Annotated in this window: 11 protein-coding genes; 10 read left to right on the forward strand and 1 reads right to left on the reverse strand. The window is 41.9% G+C overall.

What is annotated here, in order from left to right; all coding sequences use genetic code 11:
* The 8 genes from PY364_RS02530 to PY364_RS02565 all read left to right on the forward strand — a co-directional run.
* Window positions 1-622, forward strand: a 622-nt coding sequence (locus PY364_RS02530; protein ID WP_275520236.1) for a hypothetical protein, incomplete at its 5' end; no start/stop codon positions are given.
* Between the two features lie 93 nt (window positions 623-715).
* Window positions 716-1,210 (forward strand): hypothetical protein, encoded by a 495-nt coding sequence (locus tag PY364_RS02535; RefSeq protein ID WP_343277547.1) that lies wholly within the window; start codon window positions 716-718, stop codon window positions 1,208-1,210.
* A gap of 125 nt (window positions 1,211-1,335) precedes the next feature.
* A complete protein-coding gene (locus PY364_RS02540) occupies window positions 1,336-3,312 on the forward strand; it encodes a carbamoyltransferase (protein WP_275520238.1) in 1,977 nt (658 codons plus the stop codon).
* Window positions 3,313-3,584: 272 nt separating this feature from the next.
* The gene (locus tag PY364_RS02545; protein WP_275520240.1) at window positions 3,585-3,995 is read left to right on the forward strand and encodes an SxtJ family membrane protein; all 411 of its coding nucleotides are present in this window, start codon (window positions 3,585-3,587) and stop codon (window positions 3,993-3,995) included.
* Window positions 3,995-4,159, forward strand: a complete 165-nt coding sequence (locus tag PY364_RS02550; protein ID WP_007355070.1) for a DUF5989 family protein — start codon at window positions 3,995-3,997, stop codon at window positions 4,157-4,159. Before PY364_RS02545 ends, PY364_RS02550 begins: the two co-directional genes overlap by 1 nt.
* Before the next feature lie 4 nt (window positions 4,160-4,163).
* Window positions 4,164-5,390, forward strand: a complete 1,227-nt coding sequence (locus tag PY364_RS02555) for an SGNH/GDSL hydrolase family protein (RefSeq protein WP_275520242.1) — start codon at window positions 4,164-4,166, stop codon at window positions 5,388-5,390.
* Window positions 5,391-5,405: 15 nt separating this feature from the next.
* Window positions 5,406-6,731: a hypothetical protein gene (locus PY364_RS02560; protein WP_275520244.1), complete on the forward strand. Its 1,326-nt coding sequence runs from the start codon at window positions 5,406-5,408 to the stop codon at window positions 6,729-6,731.
* 78 nt (window positions 6,732-6,809) lie between these two features.
* Complete coding sequence (locus PY364_RS02565; RefSeq protein ID WP_275520255.1) at window positions 6,810-8,177, forward strand: hypothetical protein; 1,368 nt, start codon at window positions 6,810-6,812, stop codon at window positions 8,175-8,177.
* 121 nt (window positions 8,178-8,298) lie between these two features.
* On the opposite strand, the gene PY364_RS02570 is transcribed toward PY364_RS02565, so the two are convergent.
* Entirely contained in the window at window positions 8,299-9,117 is an 819-nt protein-coding gene (locus PY364_RS02570; RefSeq protein WP_275520246.1) for a hypothetical protein, read from the reverse strand.
* A gap of 272 nt (window positions 9,118-9,389) precedes the next feature.
* Between PY364_RS02570 and PY364_RS02575 the strand changes: the two genes are divergently transcribed.
* Both PY364_RS02575 and PY364_RS02580 read left to right on the forward strand, forming a co-directional pair.
* Window positions 9,390-11,882: a DHH family phosphoesterase gene (locus tag PY364_RS02575; protein WP_275520249.1), complete on the forward strand. Its 2,493-nt coding sequence runs from the start codon at window positions 9,390-9,392 to the stop codon at window positions 11,880-11,882.
* A gap of 126 nt (window positions 11,883-12,008) precedes the next feature.
* A complete protein-coding gene (locus PY364_RS02580) occupies window positions 12,009-14,264 on the forward strand; it encodes a serine/threonine phosphatase (protein ID WP_275520250.1) in 2,256 nt (751 codons plus the stop codon).
* Window positions 14,265-14,396 lie beyond the last annotated feature (132 nt).

The raw sequence follows: 14,396 nt of genomic DNA on the forward strand, positions 1-14,396 counted from the left end.
GAAAAAGACTGAAAAAGCCCGAAGTTTCACACAATTTTATTTTGCCTTCACTCAACCTATGGTGCCCAAGGACGATCGCCCGTTGCAAGCCGTCCCTGACGAAAACGAACTGCTAAAATTAGTTGATTCCCTGATCTTCGAGAAAACTGGAAAACATCTCAATACGCTGCAACGGTTAGTGTTTCAGGGAATGTATGATGGTAAAACCTACGAAACGATCGCCCGTGACACCCGCTACACTACCAAATACGTCCGAGAAGTCGGCTACAAATTGCTCAAAAATCTATCGGTAGTGATGGATGAAGAGATGCAAAAAGGCAATCTCAAAGCTGCTTGCGATCGCAGAAATATTAGTAATACTTCAAACTTCGGCAAAGATTATATTCAATACGTCGAATACGTTCACACTCTCAACCTCAACCCCTGTCTTTCTCCGCCTACCAACTCTGACGATACTCGCGCCACTAACTCCCGATTCAAAACTCAGATCGAACGCCTCGAAATTGATGTTGCTGAAGTCGTTTGCAAATTGCACAGTCAAGGTATCGAATCATGTCAAATTGCTTTAGTGCTTGGTCTGCCCGAAGTGGCGATCGAAACAATATTGGGTGAATTATCCTAGTTATATAACTTAAGCAAAGAAACCCGGTTTCTTTGAAAAATATTGCAACGAGTTAAAGTCCTAAAAGTTTGAGATTGCTTCCCAGGGCCGACCATGATAGAAAATTGGAACTCGAAAAAATTAGGCCACCCTTTTACAGGTGAAACTGCATATCCCTGTCCAGTCTGCCGTTGGGGTGAGATTTCTACTTTAACTCTAATGGAAGCGTTAGCTTGTAACAGTTGCGATCGCATTTTTATCGCCAACGTAGAAAAGCAGGTACTGAAAATGGCGGACAGAGAACCGCCGATAATTTGGCACTGGAATGGCAAAAATTGGATAGGAGCCCACCTAGAGGGAGTGGAATTAGGCTGGGGATACCTGGTAGCAGCAATTGCTCTAATCGTCCTTCCTACTACACTTTTAGGCCTTTCCGCCTACTACTTTCCTGCAACTCCAGGTAGTAAACTATCGTGGTTGCCTATTGCTTGGACTGTGTTAGCCTTCCTGTCCCATTTAGGCATTGTCCTGTGGCTGGTGGCCGAAATGTATCAATTCTCGGTCAAAGTGTACTTGAGAGTAATGCGGCGGCGGATATTTGGTTTCTGAGTTCGCTTAAGGAAAAAGGCGATCGCACCCTTGCTAACTACAAATCAGTATTCCTAGAGCTATAATCTGTCGATATTCAATTCTTAACATTCACCAGCCCAACCATTGCTATTTGTGAGGAGACGATGAACATACTTGGCATCTCGGCGTATTACCATGACAGCGCCGCAGCCTTAGTTTCCAATGGCGAAATTATCGCCGCCGCGCAGGAAGAGAGATTTTCCCGCAAGAAGCACGACGCGAGATTTCCAGAGAATGCGATCGCCTATTGCCTCAAAGCAGCCAAACTAGAGCTACGGGAAATAGATCGTATCGTCTTTTATGACAAACCCCTGGTCAAATTTGAGCGCCTGCTCGAAACTTACCTATCCTATGCTCCTCATGGCTTTCGTTCGTTCTTAGCAGCGATGCCCGTATGGCTCAAAGAAAAGCTCTACCTCAAAACTGTATTAAAAAAAGAGTTCGCAGCAATAGGCGGCTGCAAAACCTCCTTAGTACCTCCCCTGTTATTTACCGAACATCACCAAGCCCACGCCGCTTCAGCCTTTTTCCCCAGTCCCTTCCAACAAGCCGCTGTTCTCTGTCTTGATGGCGTAGGTGAATGGGCTACAACCTCAATTTGGTGGGGAGATGGGAACCAACTTATTCCCCAATGGGAAATTGACTTTCCTCATTCCTTGGGCTTGCTCTATTCAGCATTTACCTACTACACAGGCTTTAAAGTCAACTCTGGTGAGTACAAACTCATGGGTTTAGCCCCTTACGGTGAGCCCAAATATGTAGATAAAATTCTCACTCACCTGCTTGACCTCAAGGACGATGGTACTTTCCGGTTGGACATGGATTATTTCAACTACACCATCGGCTTGACGATGACCAATAAAAAGTTTGATGAACTATTTGGCGGGCCGCCGCGCCAAGCTGAAGGCAAACTCACTCAGCGGGAAATGGACATCGCCGCTTCGATTCAGGTTGTTACCGAAGAAGTAGTGTTGCGTCTCAGCAGGACTGTCCAAAAAGAACTCAATGCTGATTATCTCTGTCTTGCGGGAGGAGTAGCGCTTAACTGCGTTGCTAATGGTCGCCTTTTACGTGAAGGGCCTTTTAAGGATATTTGGATTCAACCCGCTGCGGGAGATGCAGGGGGCGCTTTGGGTGCAGCTTTGGCGGTTTGGTACGAGTATGGCGGCCAACAGCGGAATGTCAAAAATTGGTTAGTAGGAGATGTAGGGGATTCATCGCGAGAAACTGAAGATACTGGTGAGGGTTCGTCGGCGGTAAATGCTGCTGCGATCGCGCAGCGCGGCGTACCCGCGATCGCCACCAAATCTACTGCTAAACTAGCCTGCAATGACCAAATGCGCGGTTCCTATCTAGGGCCGCGCTACAGTGATGCTGAGATTCTGGAGTATTTCGACGGTATCCAAGCCAGTTATCAGCGGCTTGATGACGCAGAATTGATGCCCCGCTTAGCCGAAATTTTGGATGGTGGTAATGTTGTCGGTTGGTTCCAAGGCCGGATGGAATTTGGGCCCCGCGCTTTGGGAGGGCGATCGATTATTGGCGACCCACGCAATACTAAAATGCAGTCGGTGATGAACCTGAAAATCAAATACCGGGAATCATTTCGGCCTTTTGCACCCTCAGTATTGGCCGAACGAGTTTCTGATTATTTTGAGATTGACCATTCGAGCCCTTATATGCTATTAGTAGCTCCTGTGAAAGAAAGTCTGAGAATTCCGATGACAGCTCAGCAGGAGCAACTTTTTGGCATTGACAAGCTGAATGTCCCTCGCTCAGAAATGCCGGCTGTCACCCACGTTGATTACTCGGCTCGTATCCAGACAGTTCACAAAGAAACCAATCCCCGTTACTATGACTTAATCTCTAATTTTGAGAAGAGAACTGGTTGTGCGGTGTTGGTTAATACTTCTTTTAATGTCCGAGGTGAACCAATTGTCTGTACTCCAGAAGATGCTTACCGCTGTTTTATGCGGACTGAAATGGATTATCTGGTAGTGGAGAATTTCTTGTTGGCGAAATCGGAACAAATTCCTTGGGAACAAGATGATTCTTGGAAGAGTGAATTTGAATTAGATTAGTTAATTCTTCGTTGATGGTTGTTAATTGATAGTGGTTGGTTGATAGTTGATAGTTGTTGGCTCTTAGCTGTACAAAAGGTAAACACAAGTAAACTCTCAATCCTCCTAGTAGTGGCTTTAGCCGCTAAGTTATAGGAAAGAGCGACTAAAGCCACTATTACAATATTTGAAGATAGCGGCTAACGCCACTATTACTTAACAAACAAAAAACTAACAAGTAACAACTAACAACTAACAATTAACCACTAACTACTAACAAAGTTAAATGACTGATGAGTAATCACGAAATACGCAAACTTGACGACAAAGGACTACGAGACTTTGGACTATTAATTGGGGGATTAATTGCGGGTCTTTTTGGTTTATTAATCCCTTTGTTGCGACACCACTCTATACCTTGGTGGCCTTGGATTGTCGGGGGTGTAATGGGTGGTTTAGCCCTGACACTACCAAGAGCCTTGAATCCTATTTACCACGGATGGATGCGGTTTGGACTCATTCTCAATGCGATAGAAACACCGATTATTTTGGGTATAGTCTTTTACCTAATCCTGCTACCGATGGGAATGATTAAACGGTTATTGGGTGACGATCCAATGCAGCGCAAATTGCAAGGCGATACCGTAACTTACCGCGTGCCTAGCAAAGTTAGAACAAAAATTAGTATGGAGCGACCTTTCTAATGTTTGAAGCAACATTAGACTTTTTGAAAGATTTGTGGGCGTTTATGAAAGAACGCCAAAAGTATTGGCTATTGCCCTTGATTATTACCTTAGTTCTTTTGGGAGCTTTGATTGTATTGAGTCAGGGTTCTGTGATTGCCCCCTTTATCTATACGCTGTTTTGAGATAATGAGCCAACTGAAAAATTGGGGTGTCAATTTAGGATTGACACTCGGCAGTTTAGCGGTAGGGGTGTTAATTGGTGAAGTAGGATTGCGGGTTGCTGGCAGTGAAGGTTATCAGAAAATAGGAGACGTTGTTGATTCAGCACCGACAATTTTTCACACTTCCGATCCAGATCGGGGTTGGGGATTAAAACCTGGTGCTGCTGGCGATTGGCAAGGTGAAGGTGGAAGTTATGTACGGGTTAATAGTGATGGTTTGCGCGATCGCGAACATAGTAAAGCTAAGCCTAAAAATACCTTCCGAATTGCCGTGCTAGGAGATTCTTTCACGGAGGCAATTCATGTGCCAATGGAAAGAACTTTTTGGGCAAAAATGGAAAATAGACTGGGAAAATGTGATGCCTTAAAAGACAAGCAAGTTGAGGTAATTAATTTTGGAGTGCAAGGATATGGTACTGCTCAAGAATTGATTACTCTGCGAAAAAAGGCATGGGATTACAATCCTGATGTTGTCATCCTCGCCTTTTTTATTGGCAATGATATCATCAATAATTCCCGCGAACTTGAATATGACCATTACCGACCATTTTTTACTTACGATCGAAATGGCAAGTTAGTAGAGGATATGTCCTTTCGCAATCTCCCTCCTATCGATCGCAATCGCTATGCTGTTTCGATTGTTGATAGATTTCCTACTTGGTTAGTCAACAATTCCCGAATTTTACAGGTTGCTAAAAAAGTAGAGTTAGATATTAAGAAACGCCAAATATCTGAAAACTTTACAGCTTTAAGTGCTAATAATTTAAAGGAACCTCAAGATAAAACTTGGAAGGAGGCATGGCGCTTAACTGAAGACTTAATTGTATTAATGCGGGATGAAGTAGTGCAGAAAAAGGCGGATTTTTTACTTGTTACTATCGGCGATCCTATGCAAGTACAGCCGGATATATCAAAGACTAAAAAAAATATGGAGGAGAACAATATTAAGGACTTGTTCTATGCAGATAAAAGGATGCAGGCACTAGGCAATCGTGCGGGTTTTCCAGTATTGAATTTGGCTCAACCTTTCCAGGCTTACGCCGAACAAAATAAGGTTTGCCTGCATGGATTTGATAATGCCTTGGCTTGCGGAGGTCATTGGAATCCTGAAGGGCATCGACTTGCTGCTAGAATGATTTCTGAAAAGCTGTGCGGACAATTGAAACCAATTCAACCAAAAAGTGTTAAATAAGAGTTAATGATATCCATGAAAGATTCAAATCTTGTTGAAAAAAGCAAAAACTTGTTAGGGTTAATTGCGATCAACTTAGCGATAGCATTTCTTTGTCTAGAGAGCCTATCTTTAGCTTTTTATTTTATTAATAATAAGACGTTGTTTTACACAAGAGGGAAAACTCAAGAGAAAATAGTAACAGACTTGGAGCGGACAGGAGTTAGGCTAGATGAATCTATTGTAGAACGGCTTCATCCTTTTTTTGGCTACGTGCTGAAACAAGGAGCATTCTCAAAGGAAGAGTTAGGCTTAAAAGTTAATAGTCAAGGCTTTTTTTCGCTTTATGACTATCCTTTTGTTAAAACTGGGAAAAATCAATTTATTATTGGAGTTTTTGGCGGTTCAGTCGCTAACAATTTTGCCACAGATGAATATGTCACCAAAAGATTCTCTGAAAAATTGAAGAAGTTTCCAGAATTTTCTAACAAAGAAATAGTTATTTTAAACTTTGCCAATGGTGGTTATAAACAACCACAGCAATTATTGATTTTAAATTATTTTTTAGCTTTAGGTCAAGAGTTTGATATGGTTGTTAACATTGACGGTTTTAACGAAGTAGCCCTCTCAAACTTAAACAATAAAGCTCAAGTAGATTTGGGAATGCCTAGCGTACAGCACATACAGCCATTGACGGGGTTAGCTAATAATAGCTTGTCGCCAGAAGTGATGAGTTCAATAGTGAAGATTAGCGAAACGAAAAAGCAGTTAAGAGAAACCATCAATAATTTAGACCATTGTAAATTAGCTTTGTGCTACACTTTAAAATCTTTGCATATCAAACAATTGGTGAATAATTATCAACAACAAATTATCACTTATGACCAGAATGTAAAACAATCAAATACTACAGACGGTAAGAATAATATAGTCTATATTCCTAAAAACAAGTCGGTTTTAGATGATAAAACTGCTTTTGAAAAAATGGCAGCAACTTGGTTTGAATCTTCTCTAATGATGAAACAACTTTTGGCGAAGAGAAAGATTAAATATTTTCACTTCATACAACCAAATCAGTATTATCCAACAAAGCGAGTGTTTACTGAAAAAGAAAAGCGGCTTTTTTTGAGCCCGGATAGTCCATATTCTGATGCGATTAAAAAAGGCTATCCTTTGTTGTTGTCGAAAGTTGAGCTGTTGCAAAAGGTGCAGCTTAATATATTTAGCGCCGTCAATATTTTAGATGACACCAAAGAAACTGTTTACAAAGATGCGTGCTGTCATTATAATGCTATAGGAGATGAAATATTTGCCACCTATATTTCTACCTCTATTGTCCAAAGATTAAGGGAGGAAAAATAGATACATAAGACGGCAAAAAATATGATATCATAATTTCACTAAATACAAAAATTAGACAATTAGGAATAGTACGTGGTGATGAAAGATTTTAACTTAATTAAAAGAAGCAAAGGGATAGTTAAACTCGCATTGATTAACTTGGTGCTTTTATTTACTTTCCTTGAAGCCGGATCGTTAGGCTTGTATTTTGTCAAAAATCATCAGTTTTTCTACACTAGAGAAAAGCCAAAAGATACTCCAGATTTAGGAATGGATTTAGAAGGAGTACGACTGGGTGAGTCGATAGTAGAAAGAATTCATCCCTTTTTTGGGTTTGTTCAAAAACCAGGTGGTGATTTTAGACCTGGATTTAAAATTAATAACTATGGTTTCATTTCGCCCTATGATTACCCCTTTAAAAAGAAAAAGAAAAATCAATTTATTGTCGGGATCTTTGGCGGTTCAGTAGCCTCTAATTTTTCTATTTATGAAGTCCAACATAAGATAGTTGCTAAATACCTGAAACAGCTTCCCGAACTAAAAGATAAGGAAGTAATCGTTTTGTCTTTTGCTACAGGAGGCTACAAACAACCTCAACAACTATTGATTTTAAACTACTTTTTGACTTTAGGTCAAGAACTAGATATGGTTATCAATATAGATGGTTTTAATGAAGTAGCACTTGCGAGTTTAAACAATCGGGAGAAAATTGATATATCTATGCCAAGTGTTCAACACTTGCAACCGCTGACAAACTTAGCAAATAATTCTCTTTCTACAAAAGCTCTCACAGCAATATTGAAAATCCAGGAAAATAAAGATCGGATTAAAGAGGCTGTAGAAACATTAAAAAATTGTAAATTAGCCTTGTGCAATTCTGTCACTTCTTTCTATATTCAAAGCTTTGTCAATGAATATCGACGCAACTTAATTAGATTTGAAAAAGAGCGGAAGAAACAAGGCAAGCAATCATCAGGAAGCATCATTTATGTGAATAGTGAAGATAATGTATTAAAAGATCCAGTAGCTTTTGAAAAAATGGCAAATACTTGGGCTAAAAGCTCAATATTTATGAATAAAGTATTATCTAGTAGTAATGTTTTATATTTTCATTTTTTCCAGCCAAATCAATACTTCCCGACTCCAAGAGTCTTCAGTGAAGCTGAAAAAAAGGTAGCCTTTAATAAGGATACTCCTTATGCAAAATCTGTGAGAGCTGGATATCCGATACTTTTTACTAAATTCAGAAATTTGCAAAAAAATAACGTGCGAATCTTTGATGCTGTAAATATTTTTGACAAGACAAAAGAAAGTGTTTATATAGATAGTTGCTGTCACTATAATAAAAAAGGAGAAGAAATATTTGCAAATTATGTGGGCAGTTCAATTCTGAAACGATTAATTTCAGAAAAAGATAAGAATAAGGTGGACGCTCGCCTCTCTCAAAAATTAAAAGTTAAAAATTAGAAATTAAACATTTAATTAATTTCCTTTTTAATTTTTAACTTTTAATTTTTAATTGGATTTAGCTATGAGTTATAGCCTTTTGCGGCGAGCGCCCACCCTACTTTTAATGATGTCTGACTACTTACTGCTGTGAACCAGCCGCACCATCTGTACCAGAATTACTATTAGGTGTAGCCGTATTGCTAGGACTAGAATCAGTGCCACTTCCAGTATTACTTTCACTCTGTGTACCTACTCCAGAACCATCATTATTTTGATTTGAGGATGGAGAAGTTGAGCTCTGAGGTGCCGGACTTGGGGCAGTTGAAGCTGGCTCCTTCTGTGGACTCGGAACAGTAATATTGATATTATTTGACGGCGAAGAAGGAGCCGAAGTTGCTGGCTGAGTAGGTGCATCTTGCCGCTGCGAGTTTGGAACAGTAATATTGATATTTGGAGCTGGACTTGCTTGAGGAGCGGGCGTAGCTTTTTGAACTGGACTTGCTTGAGGAGCAGGCGTAGCTTTTTGAACTGGAGATTCTTGAGGAACCGGAACAATCTTTTCAATGATCGTTTTTTCTCTCTCAATAGTCCGAGTCGGAGCAGGTGTTGTTGAAGGCTGATTTGCCCTCGGCACAGGTACAATCAAAGGAGCAGGAATAGGAGCCTCATCACGCCTATTCAAGTAATATACAGTGCCGAGAACCAAGCCTACCAAAGAAGCAAGAATAATTCCTAACAGCAACCCGCGAGCAGCATTATCATTATCACGGACTTGTTGGGCTCCTATTTTTCGGTGGTTTTCCGCAATTTCACCCTCTACATAACCTTTATGATGAGCTGCGGTTGTACTCGGAACCGTTGAAGTAGTTCGTGTTGTACTGACGTGACCGTTAGTGCCATCGGTGTGAACCTCTTGATGAATTTCACGGCTAGAGCTATTTTCTTCGTTAGGTTTCATAATTATCCTCGTTACAACTATTCAAAAAATATTTCTCTGTAGGATGCTCCTATTTGAAAGCTAACAGCTTTCTTCTTAGGGCATTTAGAGAACCTTTGTTTTTTTCTTCATCTGTATTCACTCTAACTGGCCAGCCTTTAAGCAGGCTGTACCCTTAGAGTGATTCTCTGAGTACCGCCAAAGGAATAGAATTAGCTTGCTAGCTAAAAAAAATTACATAAAATAAGATTAAATAGAAATGTAGGAATCAATTACTCCTTGGATATTCCTAAATGCCCGAACCACCTCAAAATTGGCAAATTCAGCCCCCAATTCACCCGCCAGCTTGGTTAGTTGAAGCTATCAAACATCATGCGCCCGAATTGCGAGGACATTATGCAGCCTCAGTGTTAATATCCAGGGGAATTAAAAACCCAGAACAAATATCCGGTTTCTTAAACCCCAACCTTTATCAACCAGCAAGTCCCTTTGAATTTGGGCAAGAAATGAATCTTGCTATAGACCGAATTCTGCAAGCACGCAATAACGCAGAAAATATCGCCATTTGGGGAGATTTTGATGCAGATGGTATTACCTCTACTTCCGTTCTTTGGGATGGTTTAGGTCAATTCTTCTCTAAAAATGACCAACTAACCTACTATATTCCCAATCGCCTCACCGAATCTCACGGCCTCAACAACCCCGGAATTGATACCTTAGCAAAATCAGGAATTAATCTAATTATTACCTGCGACACTGGCAGCACAAATTTGGCAGAAATTGACTATGCTCGAAGTTTAGGTATAGATATCATTGTCACAGATCATCATACGCTACCAGAACAACGTCCTCAAGTAGTAGCAATCATCAATCCCCGCTATTTACCCTCCACTCATCAACTTTTTCACCTCTCTGGTGTAGCAGTTGCTTACAAGTTAATTGAAGCGCTTTATCAGACTTTGCCCGATGTTCCTCAACGTCCTTTAGAAGACCTATTAGTTTTAGTAGCCATTGGTTTAATTGCTGATTTAGTACAACTTACTGGTGACTGCCGTTACTTAGCACAAAAAGGCATAGAATGTCTAGGAGAACAGATCGTAAATCCTACTCGACCAGGGATTGCTAAATTACTAGAATTATGCAAGCGAAGTGGGGATCGCCCGACAGACATTTCTTTCGGAATCGGCCCTAGAATTAACGCCGTCAGCCGCATTCAAGGTGATGCTAGTTTTTGCGTAGAATTGCTGACCAATCGGAATACAAAACGTTGCAATGAACTAGCACTTTTAACCGAATTAGCTAACACTCGCCGCAAATCTATACAAAAAGATACGGTTAGAGATGTCACTGAAAAATTAGCTAAGATTGACTTATCAACTACTAGCGTTATTGTTTTATCCGATCCTCAATGGCCCGTCGGTGTCTTAGGATTAGTAGCAGGTCAAATTGCCCAAAAATACGGTCGCCCGACAATTTTACTCAGTACAGAAGAAGCCGGGGAGCGGGGTAGCGAGGGAGATGCGGAGTTCTTGAGCAGGGGAGATGGGGAACAATTACCAATTACCAATTACCAATTACCAATTGCCAAAGATCCAATTTTAGCCAGAGGTTCTGCTCGTTCAGTTAGCCAAATCGACCTTTACAAATTAGTCAAAAGTCAAGCTCATTTATTACATCGTTTTGGCGGTCATCCCTTTGCTGCTGGATTAAGCTTGCCCGTAGAAAATATACCTCTATTTACAGATGCAATTAATCAACAATTGCGGGGAATTATGGTCAATGGCTTACCTCCCATAGTCATCCAAGCAGAGCTAATTGTTACCGTCTCTGAATTAGGAAGAGAGTTATTTCAAGAACTTAAACTACTAGAACCCTGCGGCATGGGCAATCCAGCACCTAAATTATTGATTAAAAACTGTTGGTTTGAAAATACATGGAATGAAAATCAGAAAGATTTAAAAGGCAATAAAGTACAATATATCAAAACCACCTTTGAAATCAAAGACAACTCTACCGAGCGTGCCTTTCCTGGGATTTGGTGGGAACACTATAGAGATGAAATTCCGAAATTCCCCTGTGATGCCATAGTCGAACTTGACTACAATACTTACCAAAAATATCATGTCCGACTAATTGCTTTGCGACCAAACAGCGACAACGATCCCGTTAATATTCCCGCCCAAATTGATTGGATATTAGACTGGCGAAATAGCCAAAACCAAAATGAGTCACCTATTCCTATTTCTCCCTCGCCTCTGATAATTTCAGAATGTCCCACTAGCTGGGGCGAATTGCAAGCATGGTTCCGGCGGGGACTACATTCACAACAGAAAATCGCGATCGCGTACACCCGTCCCCCATCCCCGCCCCCCATCCAAATCTGGCAAGAGCTAGTCGGAATCGCCAAACACCTCACCCATACCAGCCAAACAGTCACCCGCAGACAACTAAAGCAGAAATTGGGCATCAGCGATGTATCCCTACAACTAGGATTCAAAACCTTAACCCATCTCGGTTTCAAAATCACCTATCGCGATCGCGCCTTTCATATCGCCAGACATCCCCTAGAAAAACAATCAGAAACTTTATCTCACCCAACCCATTCTCAACAACTCTCAATTTCTCATTCTGAAGCACTTTCCCACTCCATACAACAATTCTTAGCCGTAGTATCAGAAGAACAATTCCGCAGACGATATTTCTGCGAAGTTTCCTTCGCTACCATTCAGGCTATGGCCCAAGAAACCGTTTTAAACGATCTCGACTCTCCAGGCACTCCTTTCTAATAAACATCAGAATATGGAATTCTTCGCCTAGAATAGTTACTGGGCATTGTTATTTGTTATTCCCTTGATTTATTCCCTTCTTCCCCTAGTCCCTAGCCCCTAGCCCCTAGCCCCTAGTCCCTCCCTATGCTCGTCTGTCTTCAGTGTCAGTTTGAGAATCCCAATAGCAACAAATTTTGTCAAAACTGCGGCACTTCCCTCACCGACAAGTTTTGTCCTGAATGCGGCGCTAAAGTCTCTTTTAGCGCTCAACATTGTCAAAATTGTGGTACTGCGACAGGTCAAGTGTGGTGGGCAGTAGTTTCATGGGAACCACAGTCACAACCCCCTCAAACTTCAGAACCCGAAATCACAATACCTTCAACTGACAACGCTTACGTCCAAATTCAGCAGTTACAAGATATTTTCATCGGTGTAGGATCGTCAGAAAGCTCTCTAGAGCCAGCATCAGACATAATTAGCACAGAATTATCCCCCGCCCTCCAACCGCCAGAAACAGCAGTTTTAAGCCCTCAATTTCCCCCTGACGACTCCATCAGCAATGAAGAGCTTGAAGATACTGGATCGGTTAATATCCCAGGGGCTACATCCTTCCCAGAAAATGAAAATGCCGCATTCATAGACAAATTAGAGCAAAATGCCATACCCGCCCTTGATTTCCCGAAGGGAGACAAGCCGGAAAGTGGAGACTCGGAGACTCAGAGACTGGGAGACTCGGAGAATGGAGAAGATTTAACTTCCCCCTCTTCCCCCTCTCCCCCCTCTCCCCCCTCTTTACCTGCGGGAGATTATTTAGATACGCAGAAACGTTACCAACTATTAGAACCCCTAGTATTAACAACTACTGAGGTAACTGCTGCCGCGCCCGTCTTAGACTGTAATCCTTTGCAAGCTTCCGTACTCAAAGCACTCTTAGCAGCTAAGTCAGAAATTCCTGCGATGCCTTCGGCGCGGCGTATCGCCATCGCACAATCTTACTTAACTCTACAGTCAGAATTTCCCCAAAACCTGCCCCAGCTTCACGACACTTTGCAGGAAAACGGACAAGCAGTAATGCTCTTAGAAAATTGCTCAAACTTGCCCTTATTATCAGCACAGTGGAGCAATCCCGAAACTTCAACCCAGCAAATCTTATATTGGCTCAACGAAATAACAGAACTTTGGGCAGCACTAGAACCCTCGCAGAATCGTCAAAGCTTACTAGAAATGACAAATTTGCGGGTAAACCCCAATCCCACAGGTTCTTTAGCGTCTATACGCCTGCAACAGCTCTATCCAGAAACCGCTCCATCCTCCCTCACTCTGCAAACTTTAGGAGAATTTTGGCAAGCTTTATTTAGCCAGTCTCAACGCACCCTGTTTAGTGCTTTGGCGGCTCTGCTGCGCGACTTGCATCAGGGTGATATTCAAACAATAGAGTTATTGCGATCGCGTCTAGAAACTATGCACAGCTCACTGCAACCCGAACCAACCCCAACCTCAGCCCTCACCCACCTGCAATTGGGCAAATTTCAGCAACAGCTCGCTGATGCTGGCGACGACACCACAACCCTACCTCTACCCATGCAAGTTTATCGCTTGGAAGACTGCGGGCGCACAGATGTTGGCCGCCAGCGGGATCACAACGAAGACTTTTTCAGCATTTGGACTCAGGCGCACAAACTCGAAACCTCACTGGGTCGTATTTTCCAGGTTAAAGGACTTTACATTCTCTGCGACGGGATGGGTGGACACTCCAGTGGTGAAGTAGCCAGCCAATTAGCCGTAGAAAGCCTTAAGCAATACTTTCAAAGCCGTTGGGGAGATGAGTTACCCTCCGCCCAAACCATCACCGAAGCAGTGCTGTTAGCCAACCAGGCTATCTATGAAGTTAATCAAAAAGACGTTCGCTCTGGTAGTGCCAGAATGGGTACTACCTTGATAACAGTTTTAATTCAAGATTCCCAAGTTGCTGTTGCCCACGTTGGTGATAGCCGACTTTATCGACTCAGGCGAGGAGGGACACTCAAAAAAATTACCACCGATCACGAGGTAGGTCAACGGGAAATTAACCGAGGCGTTGACCCGCAAACTGCATACTCCCGCCCCGATGCCTATCAGCTAACTCAAGCTCTCGGCCCACGAGATGATAATTTTGTCAAGCCAGAGGTGCAATTTATAGAACTACTTGAAGATACTCTATTAATTTTGGCCTCCGATGGCTTAACGGACAACAATTTCTTGGAAACTCACTGGCAAAGTAAGCTCGAACCTCTTCTCAACCCCCAAAGTAATTTGGAGCAAGGTGTGAAGGAGTTAATCGACCTAGCTAATCAGCATAATGGTCACGATAACATTACAGCTATTGTTATCCGCGCACAAGTACGACCTTATAGATTTTAGAAATTGGGTTGTCAGCAGTTGCCAAAATACCTAGATTTACCTAGAAATAAAAGTTAATTCAAGGGTGGGCAGTAGATTTTAAGATAGATGTTAATATATAAAAATCAAGTCAGGCGAACCAGACAACTATCG

Origin of the sequence: Kamptonema sp. UHCC 0994, assembly GCF_029167235.1 — a bacterium.
Taxonomy (GTDB): domain Bacteria; phylum Cyanobacteriota; class Cyanobacteriia; order Cyanobacteriales; family Microcoleaceae; genus Kamptonema.

Excerpts from the sequence above, each read along its gene's own strand:
- PY364_RS02540 (WP_275520238.1), top strand. The coding sequence starts at position 1,336 with ATGAACATACTTGGCATCTCGGCGTATTACCATGACAGCGCCGCAGCC.
- PY364_RS02560 (WP_275520244.1), top strand. The coding sequence starts at position 5,406 with ATGAAAGATTCAAATCTTGTTGAAAAAAGCAAAAACTTGTTAGGGTTA.
- PY364_RS02555 (WP_275520242.1), top strand. The coding sequence starts at position 4,164 with ATGAGCCAACTGAAAAATTGGGGTGTCAATTTAGGATTGACACTCGGC.
- PY364_RS02580 (WP_275520250.1), top strand. The coding sequence starts at position 12,009 with ATGCTCGTCTGTCTTCAGTGTCAGTTTGAGAATCCCAATAGCAACAAA.
- PY364_RS02565 (WP_275520255.1), top strand. The coding sequence starts at position 6,810 with ATGAAAGATTTTAACTTAATTAAAAGAAGCAAAGGGATAGTTAAACTC.
- PY364_RS02575 (WP_275520249.1), top strand. The coding sequence starts at position 9,390 with ATGCCCGAACCACCTCAAAATTGGCAAATTCAGCCCCCAATTCACCCG.
- PY364_RS02545 (WP_275520240.1), top strand. The coding sequence starts at position 3,585 with ATGAGTAATCACGAAATACGCAAACTTGACGACAAAGGACTACGAGAC.
- PY364_RS02550 (WP_007355070.1), top strand. The coding sequence starts at position 3,995 with ATGTTTGAAGCAACATTAGACTTTTTGAAAGATTTGTGGGCGTTTATG.
- PY364_RS02570 (WP_275520246.1), bottom strand. The coding sequence starts at position 9,117 with ATGAAACCTAACGAAGAAAATAGCTCTAGCCGTGAAATTCATCAAGAG.
- PY364_RS02535 (WP_343277547.1), top strand. The coding sequence starts at position 716 with ATGATAGAAAATTGGAACTCGAAAAAATTAGGCCACCCTTTTACAGGT.